Source organism: Aerococcaceae bacterium DSM 111021, from assembly GCA_020112395.1.
GTDB lineage: Bacteria > Bacillota > Bacilli > Lactobacillales > Aerococcaceae > Ruoffia.
Map to the genome: position 1 here is coordinate 1,302,235 of JACCEK010000001.1, position 19,094 is coordinate 1,321,328.

16 protein-coding genes and 1 riboswitch are annotated in these 19,094 nt (G+C 38.7%); of the genes, 4 read left to right on the forward strand and 12 right to left on the reverse strand.

The annotated features are described in order from the left end of the window. Positions 1 to 295 precede the first annotated feature (295 nt). Positions 296 to 2,893, forward strand: coding sequence for a vitamin B12-dependent ribonucleotide reductase (locus tag HYQ40_06040; GenBank protein MBZ6527334.1), 2,598 nt, complete (start codon positions 296 to 298; stop codon positions 2,891 to 2,893). 14 nt (positions 2,894 to 2,907) lie between these two features. Next, on the forward strand, positions 2,908 to 3,498 hold the full coding sequence (locus HYQ40_06045) for a cob(I)yrinic acid a,c-diamide adenosyltransferase (GenBank protein MBZ6527335.1): 591 nt from the start codon (positions 2,908 to 2,910) through the stop codon (positions 3,496 to 3,498). Between the two features lie 70 nt (positions 3,499 to 3,568). Here the strand turns inward: HYQ40_06045 and HYQ40_06050 are convergent, their stop codons facing one another. Together HYQ40_06050 and HYQ40_06055 are read right to left on the reverse strand one after the other, a co-directional pair. Then, positions 3,569 to 4,105, reverse strand: a complete 537-nt coding sequence (locus HYQ40_06050; GenBank protein MBZ6527336.1) for an ECF transporter S component — start codon at positions 4,103 to 4,105, stop codon at positions 3,569 to 3,571. Then, positions 4,102 to 4,506: a DUF4430 domain-containing protein gene (locus HYQ40_06055; GenBank protein MBZ6527337.1), complete on the reverse strand. Its 405-nt coding sequence runs from the start codon at positions 4,504 to 4,506 to the stop codon at positions 4,102 to 4,104. The genes HYQ40_06050 and HYQ40_06055 overlap by 4 nt, the downstream gene beginning before the upstream one ends. Positions 4,507 to 4,635: 129 nt before the next feature. Further along, positions 4,636 to 4,764: riboswitch (cobalamin riboswitch) on the reverse strand. A gap of 139 nt (positions 4,765 to 4,903) precedes the next feature. Here HYQ40_06055 and HYQ40_06060 point away from each other — a divergent pair. Beyond that, entirely contained in the window at positions 4,904 to 5,833 is a 930-nt protein-coding gene (locus tag HYQ40_06060; protein ID MBZ6527338.1) for an AEC family transporter, read from the forward strand. A gap of 63 nt (positions 5,834 to 5,896) precedes the next feature. Here HYQ40_06060 and HYQ40_06065 read toward each other — a convergent pair whose 3' ends face one another. The 4 genes from HYQ40_06065 to HYQ40_06080 all read right to left on the reverse strand — a co-directional run bounded on the left by HYQ40_06065 (position 5,897) and on the right by HYQ40_06080 (position 11,452). Continuing rightward, positions 5,897 to 8,371 (reverse strand): ATP-dependent Clp protease ATP-binding subunit, encoded by a 2,475-nt coding sequence (locus HYQ40_06065; GenBank protein ID MBZ6527339.1) that lies wholly within the window; start codon positions 8,369 to 8,371, stop codon positions 5,897 to 5,899. A gap of 12 nt (positions 8,372 to 8,383) precedes the next feature. Then, positions 8,384 to 8,851 carry a CtsR family transcriptional regulator gene (locus tag HYQ40_06070; protein MBZ6527340.1) on the reverse strand — a complete coding sequence of 156 codons (468 nt, stop codon included), beginning with the start codon at positions 8,849 to 8,851 and terminating at the stop codon, positions 8,384 to 8,386. A gap of 243 nt (positions 8,852 to 9,094) precedes the next feature. Continuing rightward, positions 9,095 to 10,333 (reverse strand): AI-2E family transporter, encoded by a 1,239-nt coding sequence (locus HYQ40_06075; GenBank protein ID MBZ6527341.1) that lies wholly within the window; start codon positions 10,331 to 10,333, stop codon positions 9,095 to 9,097. 87 nt (positions 10,334 to 10,420) lie between these two features. Then, positions 10,421 to 11,452 carry a hypothetical protein gene (locus HYQ40_06080; protein ID MBZ6527342.1) on the reverse strand — a complete coding sequence of 344 codons (1,032 nt, stop codon included), beginning with the start codon at positions 11,450 to 11,452 and terminating at the stop codon, positions 10,421 to 10,423. Positions 11,453 to 11,668: 216 nt separating this feature from the next. Between HYQ40_06080 and HYQ40_06085 the strand changes: the two genes are divergently transcribed. Further along, a complete protein-coding gene (locus tag HYQ40_06085) occupies positions 11,669 to 12,178 on the forward strand; it encodes an O-acetyl-ADP-ribose deacetylase (protein ID MBZ6527343.1) in 510 nt (169 codons plus the stop codon). 41 nt (positions 12,179 to 12,219) lie between these two features. Here HYQ40_06085 and HYQ40_06090 read toward each other — a convergent pair whose 3' ends face one another. From HYQ40_06090 to HYQ40_06115, 6 genes are all read right to left on the reverse strand, one after another. Next, positions 12,220 to 12,870, reverse strand: a complete 651-nt coding sequence (locus HYQ40_06090) for a deoxyribonuclease I (GenBank protein MBZ6527344.1) — start codon at positions 12,868 to 12,870, stop codon at positions 12,220 to 12,222. 83 nt (positions 12,871 to 12,953) lie between these two features. Then, positions 12,954 to 14,978: an ABC transporter permease gene (locus HYQ40_06095; GenBank protein ID MBZ6527345.1), complete on the reverse strand. Its 2,025-nt coding sequence runs from the start codon at positions 14,976 to 14,978 to the stop codon at positions 12,954 to 12,956. Between the two features lies 1 nt (position 14,979). After that, positions 14,980 to 15,729 (reverse strand): ABC transporter ATP-binding protein, encoded by a 750-nt coding sequence (locus HYQ40_06100; protein MBZ6527346.1) that lies wholly within the window; start codon positions 15,727 to 15,729, stop codon positions 14,980 to 14,982. 119 nt (positions 15,730 to 15,848) lie between these two features. After that, entirely contained in the window at positions 15,849 to 16,745 is an 897-nt protein-coding gene (locus HYQ40_06105; protein ID MBZ6527347.1) for a sensor histidine kinase, read from the reverse strand. Beyond that, positions 16,742 to 17,428: a response regulator transcription factor gene (locus HYQ40_06110; GenBank protein ID MBZ6527348.1), complete on the reverse strand. Its 687-nt coding sequence runs from the start codon at positions 17,426 to 17,428 to the stop codon at positions 16,742 to 16,744. The genes HYQ40_06105 and HYQ40_06110 overlap by 4 nt, the downstream gene beginning before the upstream one ends. Positions 17,429 to 17,716: 288 nt before the next feature. Beyond that, the gene (locus tag HYQ40_06115) at positions 17,717 to 19,087 is read right to left on the reverse strand and encodes a M20/M25/M40 family metallo-hydrolase (protein ID MBZ6527349.1); all 1,371 of its coding nucleotides are present in this window, start codon (positions 19,085 to 19,087) and stop codon (positions 17,717 to 17,719) included. Between the last annotated feature and the right edge of the window lie 7 nt (positions 19,088 to 19,094).

Consider the following 19,094-nt stretch of genomic DNA (forward strand, 5'->3'; position numbering starts at 1 on the left):
AAAACGCTAACACCACCTATCAATACGATGTGTAATCGAGTAACACTTAATAGTATATTGTGATAAGATACTATTAAAACACGCTTTATAGTATAAAATTAACCTCAAATTGATAATTCAAAATAAATTTCTGACCACTCGCCTACTCTAACAAGATTTATACGAACATATGACGAACTAAATTTTATTTCAATGATATTCTCTATAGATTTAAACGATATATTGGGTTAGAATAGACAAATGGCACAATATATAGTGCAAAATGTATTTTTATCAATAAAGGAGCAATACAAACATGACTGAATCAATCACTCAACATATTAAATGGAGCAAAGAAAACTTAAATATAGCAATCGAATCTTTCCCACAAATTTTCCCAATGACAGATGATATGAATATCACTCACAGCGGGGTATCAAGAATGGTCATGTTAGATCGTTACTCATTCAAAGACGCTGCGAAATCAACTTTAACAGCTGGTGATTTAGTCATCTTAACAGTGAAATCAGATCCTAAGTACCCAGCAAGAGGAATTGGGATTGTCCAAGCAATTGACACTACAAACAACGAAGTAGTTATTTGGCTTGAAGAAGAGTACCGCGCTTCATTAGAAGATGAGACGGAACGTGAAACAGGACTTGTGACACGCAAACTCGAAACAATCGATAAACCGTTAGAAATCTACTATGAACAAATCGCCAAACGTACTGCAAAAGGACTTTCGGATGTTGAAACCGATGAAGTCAAGCGTGATGAATTAAACGGTCAGTATTATAAACAATTAAAAGATATGAACTTTGTCCCAGCAGGACGTGTTCTTTATGGAGCAGGAACAAACACTGATGTAACTTACTTCAACTGTTACGTTATGCCTTTTGTTCCAGATTCACGTGAAGGTATCTCAGATCACCGTAAAGAAGTGATGGAGATTATGAGCCGTGGTGGTGGTGTCGGAACGAACGGTTCAACACTACGCCCTAGAAACACTCTAGCTCGCGGGGTTAACGGTAAGTCATCTGGTTCAGTTTCTTGGTTGGATGACATCGCTCAACTAACACATCTTGTTGAACAAGGTGGTAGCCGTCGTGGTGCACAGATGATTATGTTAGCTGATTGGCATCCAGATATTATTGAATTTATTATCTCAAAAATGCAAAACCCACGCGTTCTACAATATTTAATCGAACAAACTGATGACGAACAGATTAAAACATTAGCAAAAGAAAAACTGAAGTTCACACCATTAAACCAAGCTGAAGTAACGATGTACGAAAATATCGTTCGTTACAAAACAATGCCAGGTTTAGGTGGCTTCTCAGAACAAAATATCAAAGACGCTGAAGCTAAACTGCGTGATGGCGGTACTTACAGTGTTAATAACCCTGATTTCTTAACAGGAGCGAATATTTCCGTTACTTTAACTGATGATTTTATGGAAGCTATTGACCAAGATGGGGACTGGACATTAAGATTCCCAGATGTTGAAAATTACACTGAAGCTGAAATGGTCGCTTATAATACTGAATGGCCAGACCACGGTGATGTGCGTGAATGGGCAGATAAAGGCTACGGCATCAAAAATTACCGTACAATCAAAGCCAAAGAGCTTTGGAAGTTAATTAATATTTGTGCAACATATTCAGCTGAACCCGGTATCTTCTTTATCGATAACGCGAATAATGATACAAATGCGACAGCTTATGGACAAAAAGTTGTTGCGACAAACCCATGTGGTGAACAACCTTTAGCACCTTACTCGGTATGTAACTTAGCTGCAGTTAACTTAGCCAACATGGTCAACAAAGATACTCATACTGTAGATTTTGACCAGTTAATCGAAACAGTTAAAACAGGTGTGCGTATGCAAGATAACGTGATTGACGCAACACCGTATTTCTTAGACGAAAACCAAAAACAAGCATTAGGTGAACGTCGTATCGGTCTTGGTGTAATGGGCTTAGCTGACTTACTTATCTATACTGAACACGTGTATGGTTCACAAGAAGGAAACAAAGTGGTTGATGAAGTATTCAAAACAATGGCTGTTGCAGCTTACGAAGAATCAATTCAACTTGCGAAAGAAAAAGGCAGCTTCCCATTCATCGTTGGTGAAACAGAGGAAGAAACACAAGCCTTACGCCAAAAATTCATCGAAACAGGCTATATGCAAAAAATGCCCGAACATATTCGTGAAGGTGTCTTAGCACACGGTATCCGTAACTCTCACTTACTAACTGTCGCTCCGACGGGGAGTACTGGAACAATGGTTGGTGTCGCAACTGGACTAGAACCATACTTTGCTTTCAAATATTTCCGTAGTGGACGATTAGGTAAATTCATTGAAGTGAATGCGGGAATTGTTCAAGAATATATCGATGCACATCCAGGGGCAGACGCAGAAAACTTACCTGACTACTTTGTTGAAGCAATGGCACTTGAACCAGAAGCACACGTTGATGTACAAACAACGATTCAACGTTGGGTTGATAGTTCTATCTCAAAAACAGTAAACGCGCCTAAAGGCTATACAGTAGACCAAGTTCAAAGTATCTACGAACGCTTATACAAAGGTGGCGCTAAAGGTGGAACTGTTTATGTAGATGGTTCACGCGATTCACAAGTTTTAACTCTTGCTGCAGAAGAAAATGAAGCAGAAAACATTGAATTGTTCCAAATGGAAGAAGCACGTATTGTTGATGACCGTAAAGAATTGAAACACTTAGTTGAACAAGCCGAATCTGAGCATTACAAATCACAAGGTCACACTGATGACATTGTATTTGGATCAGATATTGGTGATACTTGTCCAATTTGCCGTACTGGTATTGTTCAAGATATTGGTGGATGTAATACATGTACTAACTGTAACGCACAATTACGCTGCGGTTTATAATAAGGAGTATACTCATGCAAATTTACACACGGACAGGTGATCACGGTACCACTCGCATCATCGGTGGAAAGTCAGTTCATAAAGATAGCCAACAAGTCGAGGCTTACGGAACGGTGGATGAATTAAACAGTATTATCGGGATGATTGTTGCTTTAGAAGAAACGCCTAGTGATATGAAAGAAGAGCTCATGCGCATTCAACACTATTTATTCGACTGCGGTAATGACTTAGCAACACCCGAAAAACATGATAAGTATCCATATCGTACGAATGCAGACCTGGTAACTTGGTTAGAAAGTCGCATCGACGAGTATGCACCGATCCCTCCAACAGTTGAATCATTTATTCTACCGGGCGGAACACAACTCGCTGCTCAACTTCACTTTGCACGCACCGTTACAAGACGCGCCGAGCGTCGGATTGTTAGCTTGCAACAAGAACAGACGATTAATCAGCACGTATTAAAGTTTATTAACCGTCTATCTGATTACTTCTTTGCCCTAGCACGTGTGGCCAATACCCAAGCTGGTGTCGAAGACGTCTTGTATGAACGAAGCGGACGTGTCTTCCATACTGAATTGACAAAAAAAAATATACCAAAATAATTTCAAAAGAGCCATCAGAAAAATTTCTGATGGCTCTTTTATGTGTTACAGTTTCAACGTTTCCTATTCGTTATCCTTTTGAAGTCATAAATCGTTTTTGAATAATTGGCACCAGTGTCGGCTCCAGCACTAAAAAGAAGGCCACATTCCCAGCCGCATGCATTAAATCAAATGTAATCCCTTGGGCATAATAAACCCAGAAATTAACGACACCAAACATTTGTGAAGAAAATATTGAAATGACAAACCCGTAAATTAATCCAGTCGCTCCAGCGAACAGCGCAAAGATTACTCTTCGCGCATTCTGATGGTCCTTTAATCGATTGTATAAAGCCTTTAGAGCACTTGTAAGTAATACAATGATGCCATAGGCCGTAATTTGATAAAGTGTCCAAGGACCCATTCCAAGTAGCATATTCGAAATGACCATCGAAGTGATGGCTACTAGGAGTCCATCCAAAGTTCCCATCGTTAAAGTAATAATTATTAAAATCACTGTGACTGGTTGTACATTTGGTATAAATTGAAAGGCAATTCGCCCAATATGACACAGAGCGGTCAGTAAGGCCAGTACTGCTAGACGCTTAACTGTGAAGTACTTACTCATCCTTCGAAGGCTTCAAGTTTCCACTCGACTAAGTCACCGTCTGATAACTCTAATTCAGCCGCACCAACTTCAGCCATCTCTCCGTTTAAATCAAACAACCAGTATTTCCCTGCCTCTTCATCTTGTTCATATCCGTTAATTGCAGAGATAAAGCCGTCAGCTTCTTCAAGTTCATAATGCTCTTTCATCACATCTAATAGAATCGCACCTTCTTCAACTTCTAAAACTTGTTCTCCTTCGTCAATTTCTTCTCCATCAACTGTTACTGACACAGTCACCTCAGCTAATACCGCTTGTTCACTTGATTCAACCGGTGTTGAAGCCGTTTCTTCTGTTTGTGTCGTTTGACCACAACCAACTAATACTAAAGTTGACGCTAATAATAGTAACCATTTTTTCATTCTAAATGCCTCCCATATGATTTTGTGACAGATGACAGTATTCACTTCAACTATTTGGAGGGAAAAGCATGGGTTTATTCGAATGGATCGGATATCACTCACTATTTTGCCTCGAAATAGTATGTCGGTTAAGTATGCTTGAATAAAGACCTGACTCCATGCCTTTCGCATGATTACAGTGGCGGGACCGTCTCGGAATTTAACCGAACTTCCATATTCAATATACATTTAATTTGTATCTATCTCTCTTTATAATAATTATTAATGAAGGACAATGCAAGTTAATTGTCAGTAAAAATAATTGGTCAAATGATGAATTGAGTATTATAATCTATATATTCGCATTTTTTTGAATGCAAATTCTTTAGACGAAGGAGTTAATTGATTGGAAAATTTTATGATCGGATTCAATGCAGTCATACCAATGATGCTATACATGGCTTTAGGTCAGTTTTTTACGCGCGCAGGTTTCATTAAACAAGACGCTTATGCTCAGTTTAATAAAGCGATTTTTTCTATTTTACTGCCATTGAATTTATTCTCAAATGTTTATAATACGAATATTGCGACGGATTTTAATGGGTTAACTTTATCTTTTAACATTATTTTCGCTGTTTCTGCATTTATTATTTTGGCTTTTATTGTACCTATTTTCGAAAAATCAAATAACAAACGAGGCGTGATCTTACAAGGTTCTATTCGTTCAAATGCTATTTTATTCGGGTTGCCCATGGGGATTGCTCTACTGGGTCAAGAGAATTTAGGTATGGTAACCATCGTTCTAGCCTTGATTGTACCTTTGAATAATATCTTTTCAGTGATTGCTTTCTCACTTTATAGTGACGAGAAATTTTCATGGAAACGAACAATTAAAAATGTATTGACCAATCCGATGGTAGTTTTTACCTTTGCAGGGATTATCGTCGCTACACTTGGTATTAAATTTCCAACTGTCATTGAAACAACGATGGGGAATTTAGTTCGCATGACCACGCCATTAGCCTTGATTGTGATGGGTGGAACCTTTAACTTTGGTAAGTTAAAAGATGCAAACTGGTCACTTTATGGAACAGTACTAGCACGTCTGGTTATTATTCCGTCTATTGCTTTGTTTATCGCTGGAGGTTTATTAGGCTTCCGAGGCGATGATTTAATTTCTGTACTGATCGCCACTGCTGGACCAACCGCAGTATCAAGTTATGCTCAAGCTGTTGTTGCAGGCGGTGATGGGGACTTAGCGAACCAAATCGTCGTGTTCACAACCGTTGCCTCAATGTTCTCGCTAGTTGTATTTATTATGATTTTAAAGAATCTAGCATATTTCTAAATAATATATATGCAAAAAAACACCAAACTCCCGGGAGTTTGGTGTTTTTGCTATTCTATCTTATTACTTTGAACGGTTATTAATGTTGATTGCTCCTTGGCGGCCACCAATCGTGATATTGTCACCTAATTGAATGTCTCCACTTAGCATCATTTCACTTAACTCGTCTTCAATTTGTTTTTGAATCGCACGACGGATCGGTCTTGCTCCATATTCCGGATCAAAGCCTGCATCTGCAATAATTTCTAGAGCTGTATCTGTTACACGGGCTTCAATCTCAAGGTCACGTAGACGGTTGATAATATCTTGCGCTTGTAACTTAACAATCTCTTTAATTTGGTCTTTAGATAATGGGTGGAAGACGATAATTTCGTCGATACGGTTAATGAATTCAGGACGGAAGCCACGTTTCACTTCTTCCATAACACGCGCTTCCATAGCTTTAAAGTCATCTGCATATGATACTGCACCGAATCCGACTGATTTGTCATCACGAAGTGCGGTTGCACCCATATTCGATGTCATAATGATGATCGTATTACGGAAGTCTACTTTACGCCCCTTACCATCTGTCATATGACCATCATCAAATACTTGCAGTAACATGTTGAATACGTCCGGATGAGCTTTTTCAACCTCATCTAGAAGAATGACACTGTATGGTTTTTGTCGAACAAGTTCAGTTAATTGACCTGCTTCATCATAACCAACGTAGCCGGGAGGCGAACCTACCAAACGAGACACACTGTGTTTCTCCATATATTCAGACATATCGACACGAATCATATGATCTTCACTACCAAAGATTGCATCTGCCAACGCCTTAGCTAATTCAGTCTTACCTACACCTGTAGGGCCCAAGAACATGAATGAACCAATTGGACGTTTTGGACTCTTCAATCCACTATATGCACGACGAATGGCTTTCGATACTGCAACAACTGCATCATCTTGACCAATCACACGTTCATGTAATTCTTCCTCTAAATGAACAAGACGTTTTGATTCTGCTATATCCAATTGTTTTACAGGGATACCTGTTGCGATTGTAATCACTTCAGCAATATCTTCTGAAGTCACTTTAAGGAGCTCTTCACCTTCTCCCTTATGGTCTCCATCTGCTTTTACAGCCGCTTCGATTTGAGTTTCAACTTTTTGTTCTTCTTCACGAATTGACGCTGCACGGTCAAAATCGCGCGCTAAGATTGCTTTTTCTTTCTGATCAGATAAGTCACTTAGTTTACGTTCTAAATCACTTAACGTTGAGCTGTTAGCTGATGCATCAATACGCACTTTAGCAGATGCCTCATCTATCAAATCAACTGCTTTATCCGGTAAGCGACGTTCTGTTAAGTAACGTGTACTCAGTTTAACTGCCGCTTCTACAGCTTCATCCGTAATTTCAACCTTATGGTGATTTTCGTAGCGGTCTTTTAGTCCTTGAATAATTTCAACGGACTCTTGTTGAGACGGCTCATCAATTTGAACTTTAGAGAAACGACGTTCTAAGGCTGCATCTTTTTCAATGTGTTTTTGGTACTCATCTAAAGTTGTTGCACCAATCACTTGGATTTCACCACGAGCTAAAGCGGGCTTCAAGATATTCGCTGCATCAACTGCACCTTCTGCCGACCCTGCACCGATTAATGTATGTAACTCATCAATAAAGAGAATCGTATTACCATCTTCAGTAATCTCTTCGATAATTTTCTTCATACGTTCTTCGAACTCGCCACGGTATTTTGTTCCCGCAACAAGTGAGCCCATATCTAACATCATCAGACGCTTGCTAGCGATATTTTCTGGTACAGTACCTGACACAATACGTCCAGCTAAACCTTCAGCAATCGCAGTTTTACCTACACCCGGCTCTCCAACTAAGACAGGATTATTTTTCGAACGACGGCTAACAATTTGAACGATACGGCGAATCTCATTAGCACGCCCAACAACTGGATCTAACTTCCCATCACGAGCTAACTGTGTTAAGTCACGCGCTAGTGAGTCTAATGTTGGTGTTGTTGAGTTTGTTGTTTCATTTGTTTGTTGTTTTTGACGTCCACGACGGTTGTTTTGACTTCTACCTGTTGAACCATTCACACCAATCATCTCATAGATGACTTTGCGTAATTCATTCAAGTCGACTCCTAAGTTTTTAAGGAGTACTGTAGCTAAAATCTCTTCTTTTAACATACCTAATAATAAATGCTCTGTCCCAACTTTTGGAACACCTAGACGTTTTGCGTCGTTTGATGCATTCATAATAATCTTCTTAGCGCGCGGCGAATAAGGTATAACAATATCCCCTTGCATGCGCGGTGCATTCACTTTACCGTGAATAATTTCTAATTCTGTTAACAATGTCTGGTAGTCAGCGCCCATTTCGCGTAAAGCTTTCCCTGCAATACCTGACTCTTCTCGAGCTAGACCTAACAAGATATGTTCAGTGCCTACAGCTTGGTGTCTTAAGTAATAAGCTTGCTCAGCAGCAAAAATCATTACTTTACGAGCACTTTCAGTAAATAATTCTTCAAACATACTTTCACCTCTTTATTTATATGTAATACGTAATTGTTCTAAAAACTTTGATAATATCAAAGATCTTGCCTCTTGTTCATGTAATGTGACTGTTTGTAGTAACGCTTTATCAATCACCGAAAGAACTAATGCTCCTTCTCGTTCTGTCATTATACTATGGTCCACCAATGTTTCAATTATATTGATTGCACTTCGGTGACTAATACGGGGCCCTATCATTTGAATCATATCGTCTAGTGCGTCAATCTCATCAACTAACTCCACTTTCAAAATACGAATGTAACCTCCGCCACCTCTTTTACTCTCAACCATGTAGCCATGTTCCTGGGTAAATCGTGTGTTAATGACATAGTTAATTTGTGAAGGAACACAATCAAATTGCTCCGCAATATCACTTCGTTTTATTTCAATTCTTTCACTATTCTTCAAAAAACTTTTTAAGTAAGCTTCTATAATATCCGACATATTCCTTTGTGTCACTATGATCCTCCTTCCATTAACATTGACTATCTTTGACTATTATATAATAAAAAAACACTCTCGACAACTATTCAGTTTAGGAAAAAAGATTCGACAAATAAAATTGATTTCTATTTGACCTTCTTTGACCATTATAACATATAGACTATAAAAATCAACGATTTGGATATACAAAGATATCTTCTGCACAAAAAATAGCCATAGATCTGCACATGTACAGAGTTTATGACTACTTTAATATGTTTAAATGTCTTGAATATCTTTTGCTGTCAAAATCTTATGACGTAATGCTTCAAGGGGCTTTAATTTTAAGCCTTCTTCTTCGAATTCATTCACTAATGAACGCTCGTTCGCTTCTTGGCGGATTTGCTTGCGGTAGTTGATATCAACACTGAATAATTTGTATAGAGTCGCAAAAATTGGCACTCCAAGCAAGATGCCTGAAATTCCGAATAACCCTCCACCAATCGTTACCGCAGCTAACACCCACATACCTGGAAGACCAATAGAATCTCCAACTACACGTGGATAAATTAAGTCACCTTCAAGTTGTTGAACGATAACAACAAAAATTAGATAAATTAACGCATTCACTGGCGAAACCGCGAATTGGATAATAGCACCGACAAACCCCGCTAAAAATGCTCCGACTAAAGGAATAAACGCTAAAGCTCCTTGTAATGCACCTAACATAGCAGCATATGGCATTTGAATTGCCCAAAGACCGAGTGATACGATGATACCTAGGATAAAGGCTTCAATTACAGTACCAGTTAGATAGTTAGAAAAGACATTATCTGTTATATTCAACGTGTTTTTAACAATACGCACTTGCTCATCGCTTAAGTAAGCTGTCAGAATATCATTGAATTGCTTACCCAATTTTTCTTTCGTCCCTAGAATATACAAAGCAAACATGATAGATAGTACAAACGTTGTAATGGCCGAAGCTGAACTAGATAAGAGTGAAACAGAGGATTCTGCTAAACTACGTATGACACGGTTCCCTATATCTGCAAAACTTGACATGACACTACTCCAATTAAAGTCGACTTGTTCCATCAAATCATTAAATAATGGAATAAGATGTTGTTGTTCCTCTATCCAAGTTTGAACAGATTCTGTTACTGTCGGAATAGCTTCAACTAACGTTGACAAAGCTGAGACAAGTTGCGGTACAACTAAAGCAACAATCCCAGTAACAACTAAACCAATAACTAGAATGGATAATATAATAGCTAGGGGGCGACGAGTGTGTTGTAACCACGTTTTTTCAGTATTAGGATACAACCTCTTTTCGAATTGGTTCATTAACAAATTCAAAACGTAAGCCATCATCCCACCTAATACAAGCGGGAATGCAACGCGCCAAACGACACCAATAAAACTAACTACTTGAGTCCAGTTATAAATAACTAAAATAACGACAGCAATAAATAATATTTTTACTATAAATTGTTTATCGATTTTAAAATGATTCAAAAAAACTCCACACCCTCTCTTAATATTAATAGCATAGGCTAAGAGAGGGGTGGAGTCAATTAATCTTTATTCAATTTTTTTGATTTTTTATACAGCATTATTATGTGTTTCGCGTGCTGTTTTAGCTCCTGCATGACCTGCAAAGGCTGTAATAAACATCGCAGCTAATAATCCTAAGAATACATATAATGAGTATTTAGACGTTTGATTTGAAGCTTCTTCAGCAACTTGAGCAGCTTCAGCTAATGCTTGTTCAGCTTGAACTTGTAAGTCTTCAACCGCTGTTTGAGCATCATTCAATGCTTGTTCAGCTTCTTGACTTGCTTGTCCATATGCTTCTTGAATATTTGTTACTGCTTCTTCAGCTTCTTGTTCAGATAGTTCAGTATTAGCTGAGATTGCTTCTGTTAAAGCTTCTTCGTCTAATTCTTGACCAATCTCATCAACACGACCTTGAATGTTACTTACTACCTTATCAACTTCTTGTTGAGGGTCTTGACCGTTTACAACAATGTTATATCCAGCACTTGTTACATCATCAATTGTCGCTTGTACTTGATTATCTAAATAATCAGGTTGTAATTGTTCAATTTCAGTGTCTTCTAGAACATCCGTTACAGTTTGTTCTAAATCTTGTGAATCAACATCAATTTCTTGAGCGATTGAATCAAAAGCATCTTGAGATAACGATCCGACTGCATCCGCTGTTCCAGAAATCGCATCACCAGCAACTTGACCTGTATAACCTAAAACTGTTCCTAATGAATTAAAAGCCATACCAACAGCTGAAGTCATTATTGCAAACATCACAATAACACTTACTGCCCACGTTAAGAAACCATGGATAAACCCTGCACGATTAGCTGTAATCCCAGTTACATAACCTGCTGCCGCTAACGATAAAATTAATGCAATAATAACCCAAATGACTAATCCAGTTCCTACACCGTCTAATGGATTCTGACTTGTGAAATCAGGAACACCAAAACCAATCGCTGCTCCAATAAGCGAGAACAAAATACTCACTGCCACAAACGTTACGACACCAGCAATAATTGCACGCCACGACATGTTGTTCCCAGCTTTTTCATTAATGCCATCTAAAATATATTTTCTCATCTTTCTCACTCCTTATAATATTAATTATTACATAAATAATCATATTACTTTTATGTAACAAGGTCAATTATAACGCTTTACCAACAACACATTCATATATTTACATAAGTGAATATTGCTACAATTTTATATTCTGATACATACAATATTGTAGCGTTTAAATGATAGTACCAGAGCCTTTAGTCCGTGTTATACTATAGAAAAGAGGTGATTAACATGATTGAAACGATGCTAGGTGATATTACTCAAGTTGAACATGTGAATGCAATTGTTAATGCTGCTAATAATAGCCTTCTTGGCGGTGGCGGAGTAGACGGTGCTATTCACCGCGCTGCTGGGCCCGAATTACTAGAAGAAACCCGAACGCTTGGAGGTTGTCGAACCGGTGAAGCAAAACTATCCAAAGCGTATAATCTTCCAGTTGACTATATTATCCATACAGTTGGGCCTGTATGGAATGGAGGGCTCGCTAACGAAGCCAAGTTATTAGAAAGTTGTTACCGACAATCTTTACTACTAGCCATGGAACATGGTATTCGCAAAGTCGCTTTTCCTTCAATTTCAACGGGTGTTTATCACTTCCCTGTGAATCTAGCTGCAGAGATTGCAATTTCGACAGTTAAAGAAGTGATGAACGAACACCCAGATGCGTTTGATTTAATTATTTGGATGCTATTTGATTCAGATACTAAGAAAGCATACGATGTCGCGCTTAAGAATGCCTAACAAGAAACTCCCGCCTCAAGCTAGATTGAGGCTGGAGTTTATTATTCTTCGATTTTTAACTGATAGCCGGCTAAAAAGCTCGCTTCAAAATTTCCCTTTCCACGTAAGTATATTTTTCCAAACTCATCAATTAACCCATGAAACTCTTTAGCTTCCCATGTTGTAAATTGCTTATCTAAAGAGACTATCTTTCGCATCGCCCTGTAGTTATCCATCCCTGATACACCTAATTCTGTATATAGTTTTTGAGCGTATTTATCCGAGACAAACACCGGTTGTTCAAAGACATAAAGTAAAAGGACATCTGCTGTCTCATCGCCAACTCCATGTAATTTTAATAACTCTTGGCGCAAATTAATTTCATATTTTTCTGTAATTGCTTCTAGATTGTTATCGTGCTCTTGAAACCAATTTAATACCGAATGGACCGCTTTACTTTTATTTTTAAAGAAGCCGGCGGGTCGAACTAAGTCTTCTAATGTTTCTAAAGGTAAATTTAAGATGGCTTGTGGGTTAAATTGCGTGGCGCTTCCGATATTGTTAACCGCACGTTTTGCGTTCGCTGCATTGGTATTTTGTATCATGATGGCGCCAATGATAATCTCAACTTTTGAGTCAGCTGGCCACCAACCTGTTTCACCCATGTCATTGAGTAAAAGCTTAAATAATTCATATTGATCAATTGTCTTCATGTGCGCGCTCGCCTCACTTTCAAAATGATTGTATCAAATAAACACCCAAACACTAAGCAGAACACTTAGGCTTGGGTGTCATTTTATTGATGTATAATTCGATAATAGACTTGTGAAGTAATGAGGTAGAACAGTAAGTAAACGACAACAAAGACGGCTAAAACTGATCCATAACCGATCATAAAGGTTGTTATGTTATTGACGGCTAATAGCCCTAGTAAATTAAACATTATTTTTGATGCAAAGAGCGAATGAATGACTGCGATCATAATTGGCAGTGCAAAAATCCAAAAGATTTGTGATCGAATCGTTTGTTTAATTAAATGATCAGGCAAGCCAACTTTTCGCATAATTTGGAATTTACCTTGGTCTTGGTAACCTTCAGATACTTGTTTAAAGTATAACATTAAGACCGTTCCAATAATTAGAACTGTTCCGACGATAATTCCTAAGAATAATAAGCCCCCATTCATCGTATATAATTCTTGCGAGGTTGTTGTTCTTGTTACGACTCGAACTACACCCAAGTCCCCTTGATCAAAGATTGTATCGGTTGAGATCGCTGCTTCAATACTTTCACGAGCAGAATCATCAACGGCATTGAACACCATCGTCTGTTCTAATAGTGCTTCAGAACGCTCTCCCGTACTGATATAATTCGGGAAGGTTGATAGTAAACTTTCGACCTCTTCTATGGTTGGAAACACGACATAAGCAATTTGTCCGATATAGTTTAAAGGCATGTAACTAGAACTGATTTGTTGAACCTGATATTCCTTGTCAGCAAATTGTAGTGTATCATCTTGTTCTTGTTGAATATTTGCAGTTGTCGTTGTAAATAACACTTCATCTGGCTCTAAGTGAATATCTTCTCCATTGAGCTGGTTAAAATCCTCTAAAGGAACGCCGATGATGTAGGCAAAATCAGTTGGTAAGAGTTCCTCACTCTCAGTTGTTTCACTTGGAGCTGGCATCGGTTGGAAAGATTTATTTTGATAAATAGCCGTGACAAAGGCACTTCGAGATAGACTCACATCTTTAATATCACCGTGCGTTTGTAATTCTTCCATGATATTTGTTAAAGCTGCTTCCGCATTTTCCGGACTCGCGCCATCGGCGTATTGCATGTACCGCAATTCAATATCATGTGTCGACATTTGCTCCACTTGATCTTCCATACCTAAATAGAGTGTTAAGGTCGTTCCGAGAGTTAACACAATCCCTGTACATAAGACCGCAATCCCCGCTAAGCTTGTCGCGTTCGCTTTCATACGGTATAACATCCCTGATATTGATAGAAAATGTGTCGGTTGGTAATAATATTTTTTATTTCCTTTCATTCGTTTTAAGAAAATAATACTTAAACTTGTTAAGAGCGCGTAAGTTCCGATAATCACTAGGAAGATCGCTATGAACACTTTTAACAGCGCGTCTAAAACATCTGTCGTTGTCAGTGCTACATAATAACCGGCGACTAAAGTGATTAAACCAATCAAAAGGATGAACCAACGAGATTTCGGTTCAGCTTCTCCCGCATGCGTTTGGCTTAATAATTCCGATGGGTTCAATCTCGCCAAGCGGATACTATTAATTAAGAAGATAATAAATGTGATACCACCAATAATAATGATAGTTCCAATCGCCGCTAAAGGACTAAATGGATAATCCATTAAGCCAGCACCAGTATCTTGAATTAATCTGTTTAAGACGATGAACATCACATTTCCTAAAGCATAACCCACCCCAATGGATGCAAGGCTACCAATCACCCAGGTTAATAGTTGTTCAAAGAAGATGACGCTTCGGATATGCCTATCCTCTAGCCCTAAAACGGTATATAAGGCAAACTCCATTCGGCGTTGTCTTTGAATAAAATTATTGGCATACAGAATGAAAATGACTGCCAGTAAGGACGTAAAGAACACACCCATAATGATGATTGTTGGCAATGTGGCATGTCGCGACTGCACATACTCATTGGTAATCAAAGAAATCATAATAAATTCTAAGGACATTATTAAGACTAACGCAAGAAAATATGGAAAGTAAACGGTCCGGCGTTTGACTATTCCTTGAACAGTCAATTTAGTTAATAATGAAAGTGGCATCTTACACACCTCGATCCGCAAGCATGGTTAAACTTTGTGAAATACGCTCATTAAAGTTTTGATTCGTTTCCTGTCCGCGGTATAACTCGTGATATACGACCCCATCTTTAATAAATAGAACGCGATTGGCGTAAGACGCTGCTTGTATTGAGTGCGTCACCATTAAAATCGTATTTCCTAAGCGATTTAACTCATTGAATAAGCCTAATATTTGCTCAGACGATTTTGAATCAAGCGCTCCTGTAGGCTCATCTGCCAGTAATAAAGGCGGATTAGTAATAATTGCTCTTGCAATAGCAACGCGTTGGCGTTGTCCTCCTGAGATTTCGTAGGGGTATTTTTCTAGTAAATCTTGAATTCCTAATATTGGCGCAATCTCAGCGAGGCAGCGCTCCATTTCGTTAATATTGGCATTTGATAAAACCATCGGTAGTAAAATATTGTCTTTATTTGAGAAAGTATCTAATACGTTAAAGTCCTGAAAGACGAAGCCTAGCTGCTCACGTCTAAATTCAGCCACTTTATTTTTCTTAATATTCGCAATATTCGTTCCTTTTAAATGAACGGTTCCTTGAGATGGTTTATCGAAAGTGGCGATAATATTCAGTAAAGTTGATTTCCCTGAACCTGATTCACCCATAATTGCCACAAACTCACCTTCGTTTACACCAAAATCAATTTGTTGCAAGGCTGTCGTTTGGTTGCCTCGTGTCATATATACTTTTTTTACATTTTTTACATCTAATAACATGATTTTCCTCCATTATTTTGTCTATTCGCTAATCTCTGTTATAAGTATATGCGACCGCGTGACCTCTAGCCTTTAACTAACATTACAAAAAAGGAGCCTAACCTTACACTTTTGAAAGATTAGGACGTTTGATTAAATTGGATCGTAAATTGTGTCTCCTGACCGAATGTCGACTCCACGGAAACTGGTTGATTCAAGCGTCTGGCAACGAGCTCAACTAAGTACAAGCCTAAGCCACTCGACTTTTGATTCAACTGTCCATTAAAGCCTGAATACCCCTTATCAAAAATCTTTGGAAGATCCTCTGCTTTTATTCCTCTACCACTATCTTTAATTGTTAAGGTGGCGTTTTGGGAATCATAAGAAATCCAGATTTCCTTTTGTTTCGCGTATTTTAGTGCATTATTCAAAATTTGTTCAATCATTAGACTCGTTAAATTCGCTTCAGTGACGACCTCAGCTTCAATTGGTTGGTAATGCAGTCGTATCCCATGTTGAATGAATTGCAGACTGTATTTTCTAATGAGTGGGGTGATAATATCATCCAGTTTTCGTTCTGAGAAAACCATGTCTGTCGCGGGGTTCGAGAGTTTTAAATAATTTAACGCCATATTTGTATAATTTTCAATGGAGACCATTTCCTGTCTTAAATTGCGGATGGCTGCGTCGTCAGGATTTTTAAGTATTAGTTGGCTGGCCGTAATCGGCGTCTTCATCTGGTGCACCCACATAATAAAGTATTCTTCTAATTCGTTTTGTCTCATAACACTGGCGTCTTGCAGGTCAATGAGTTCCTCTTGAAGTTGCTCTACCTTAGTTTCGAGGCGCACTTCTTCTCTAAATGAGAGGATTTGATAGCCTAAAAATACTGACATGATAATTGTTAAATTCCAAAATAATACCCAAAATACATCCATGGGAAGCGAGAAGAGTAGAAATACAAACCAAATGACAAGATGCAGTAATATAAACACTGATAGCAGGCCCCAATTCTGATTAAGAAAGCGTCGCATCATAAGGACTCACCTTCTGCATTTAATCGGTAGCCGTAATTTTTCTTGGTCTCAATGAACGAATCTAATTGGATGGCTCGCAGTTTCTTCCGGATACGGGTCATGTTAACTGCTAAAGTGTTGTCATCGATGAATTGATTATTTTGCCAGCAGTAATCTAGAATTGCTTCCCGACTTACATACTCGCCCTTGTGCTGGAATAAAGCTGTCAGTATTTGTAATTCTGTAAAGGTTAAGCTTGCCTCGTCGTTCTTGTAGGTGATGCGTGATTTAGCCACATCTAGAATGGCACCTTCGTATTCGAAAGCATCGGACTGGACAGAGAAATCATAGGTGCGACGTAAGAGTGCTTGAATTTTGCTGACGGTAAATTGGGTGTCGATGGGTTTGGGAATGTAATCGTCGGCGCCCATCTGCATTGCCATAATCATATCCATGCGATCTGATACAGACGAGATGAAAATAATTGGCACGTCTGATTCTTTACGTATTTCGCCACACCAATAATAGCCGTTATAATAGGGTAGATTCACGTCTAGGAGGATTAAGTGAGGTTGACTTTTTCTAAAAGCTTCTATTATATGTTCAAAATCCTCAACAATATCCACCTCGAATTGCCAGCGTTCTAAAACCTTGCCCAACTCGCGCGCAATTGTTAAATCATCCTCAATAATCATAATCTTCAATTGTCTCCACCTCTTTCTATATAAATCGGCATTTGATAAACTTTGCCAGTGTTAACTTGTTCTGAGTTTCTTATACAAATAATACCACAAATCTTAATGTGTAAACATTGGACTCAAGAAGGAGGCGGGCAGGTGTAGGCGAGTGGGGACACGAAAAAACACGAAGTTATGGAGGACTTCGTGTTTTTTTGGGGGTGGTGTGTGGATTCGCCAGCTCAAGAGTGTGAGCTAGCGAAGTTGGTCTGGATTCGCCAGTTCAAGAGTATGAGCTAGCGAAGTTGGCTTGGATTATTCCCCACCAAATGTATGTAACAACTGAATAATATGTTCAACACCTTGATAATAGTCTGCGATTCGGATATTTTCATTCGGTGCATGTGCGCCAGACTCGACCCAACCTGTTCCAGCACCTAAGATAGGTACATTTAGGTATTTTCCGAACCCATACATCGGCCCTGTTCCTGCAGAATTTAATTCTAAGATGACATTCTCTTCTCCGTAAACTTCTTTGGCAGAGTTTATCACTTGTTCTGTGAATGGATCGGATATATCCGTTCTAAATGGCTTCACTCCAGTTAATAACTCCAAGTCAACATCTTTAAAGCCATGATTATCAAAGTGCTTGCGCAACACATCATAAACCGTTTTAGGTTCATAGCCTGGAACAAGTCGCACATCAATTTTCGCCATCGCTTTACGTGGTAGGACCGTCTTCGTCCCTTGACCCGTATAACCTGATAACAAGCCACTAATTGTCATCGTTGGATAAAGAATTAATGCCTCTTGGGCAGAATAATCTAAGCCATCCGTAATTAAAGGCTGCTTTAATCCATAAGTATCTATCGTTGCAGCTTCATTATAAGGAAATGCTGCAACACTCGCTTTCTCAACGTCGGTTGGTTCTGTGCGCATTTCTTTGAACCCATCAACCGTAATATTATTATCCGCATCACGCAAAGTTGCTAAAGCATGGACTAAACGCCAAGCTCCATTATCAATCACCGCAGCTTGTGAAGAGTGAATATCAATATCCGCACTGACAACGGATGCTTCGAAGTAGGCAATCCCTTTAACACCGGCACTAATTACCATTCGCTCTTCGCTATCTTTACTGCCCGATTCCCAAATACAGGCATCTGCGCTGAACTTATCTGCATAATTCTCTAAATACTTGTCAATATTAGGACTTCCAATCTCTTCCTCACCTTCAACAAAGAACTTCACATTACAAGGTAAGCCGCCTTCAGTATCTTGAATGGCTTTAATTGCGACAATCCGCGACATAAAGTTCGCCTTATTGTCAGATACACCACGAGCAACAATTTTGCCATCAACAACCGTTGGTTCAAAAGGATTTGTCTTCCATTCATCAATTGGATCTTCTGGTTGAACGTCGTAATGGTTGTAGAATAGTAATGTCTTGTCACTATTGCCATTAGCGCCGGCTTTGAAATAGCCGTAAACGACAGGATGCCCCCCTAGATCTCCTAGAATTTCACTCTCACCGCCAGCTTCAATAATAGTATCTCTAACAAAATTGGCAGTCTCAGGAATTTCACGACCTTGTGCTGAGACGGTCTCATAGCGCAAGTACGTAAATAAATCCTCCATATATTTGTCTGCGTAATCTTTTGCGATTGCTTTATAATCTACTGTCATAATTATT

Excerpts from the sequence above, each read along its gene's own strand:
- HYQ40_06040 (MBZ6527334.1), top strand. The coding sequence starts at position 296 with ATGACTGAATCAATCACTCAACATATTAAATGGAGCAAAGAAAACTTA.
- HYQ40_06115 (MBZ6527349.1), bottom strand. The coding sequence starts at position 19,087 with ATGACAGTAGATTATAAAGCAATCGCAAAAGATTACGCAGACAAATAT.
- HYQ40_06045 (MBZ6527335.1), top strand. The coding sequence starts at position 2,908 with ATGCAAATTTACACACGGACAGGTGATCACGGTACCACTCGCATCATC.
- HYQ40_06065 (MBZ6527339.1), bottom strand. The coding sequence starts at position 8,371 with ATGTTTGAAGAATTATTTACTGAAAGTGCTCGTAAAGTAATGATTTTT.
- HYQ40_06050 (MBZ6527336.1), bottom strand. The coding sequence starts at position 4,105 with ATGAGTAAGTACTTCACAGTTAAGCGTCTAGCAGTACTGGCCTTACTG.
- HYQ40_06090 (MBZ6527344.1), bottom strand. The coding sequence starts at position 12,870 with ATGAAGACAATTGATCAATATGAATTATTTAAGCTTTTACTCAATGAC.
- HYQ40_06085 (MBZ6527343.1), top strand. The coding sequence starts at position 11,669 with ATGATTGAAACGATGCTAGGTGATATTACTCAAGTTGAACATGTGAAT.
- HYQ40_06080 (MBZ6527342.1), bottom strand. The coding sequence starts at position 11,452 with ATGAGAAAATATATTTTAGATGGCATTAATGAAAAAGCTGGGAACAAC.
- HYQ40_06055 (MBZ6527337.1), bottom strand. The coding sequence starts at position 4,506 with ATGAAAAAATGGTTACTATTATTAGCGTCAACTTTAGTATTAGTTGGT.
- HYQ40_06060 (MBZ6527338.1), top strand. The coding sequence starts at position 4,904 with ATGATCGGATTCAATGCAGTCATACCAATGATGCTATACATGGCTTTA.
- HYQ40_06105 (MBZ6527347.1), bottom strand. The coding sequence starts at position 16,745 with ATGATGCGACGCTTTCTTAATCAGAATTGGGGCCTGCTATCAGTGTTT.
- HYQ40_06095 (MBZ6527345.1), bottom strand. The coding sequence starts at position 14,978 with ATGCCACTTTCATTATTAACTAAATTGACTGTTCAAGGAATAGTCAAA.
- HYQ40_06100 (MBZ6527346.1), bottom strand. The coding sequence starts at position 15,729 with ATGTTATTAGATGTAAAAAATGTAAAAAAAGTATATATGACACGAGGC.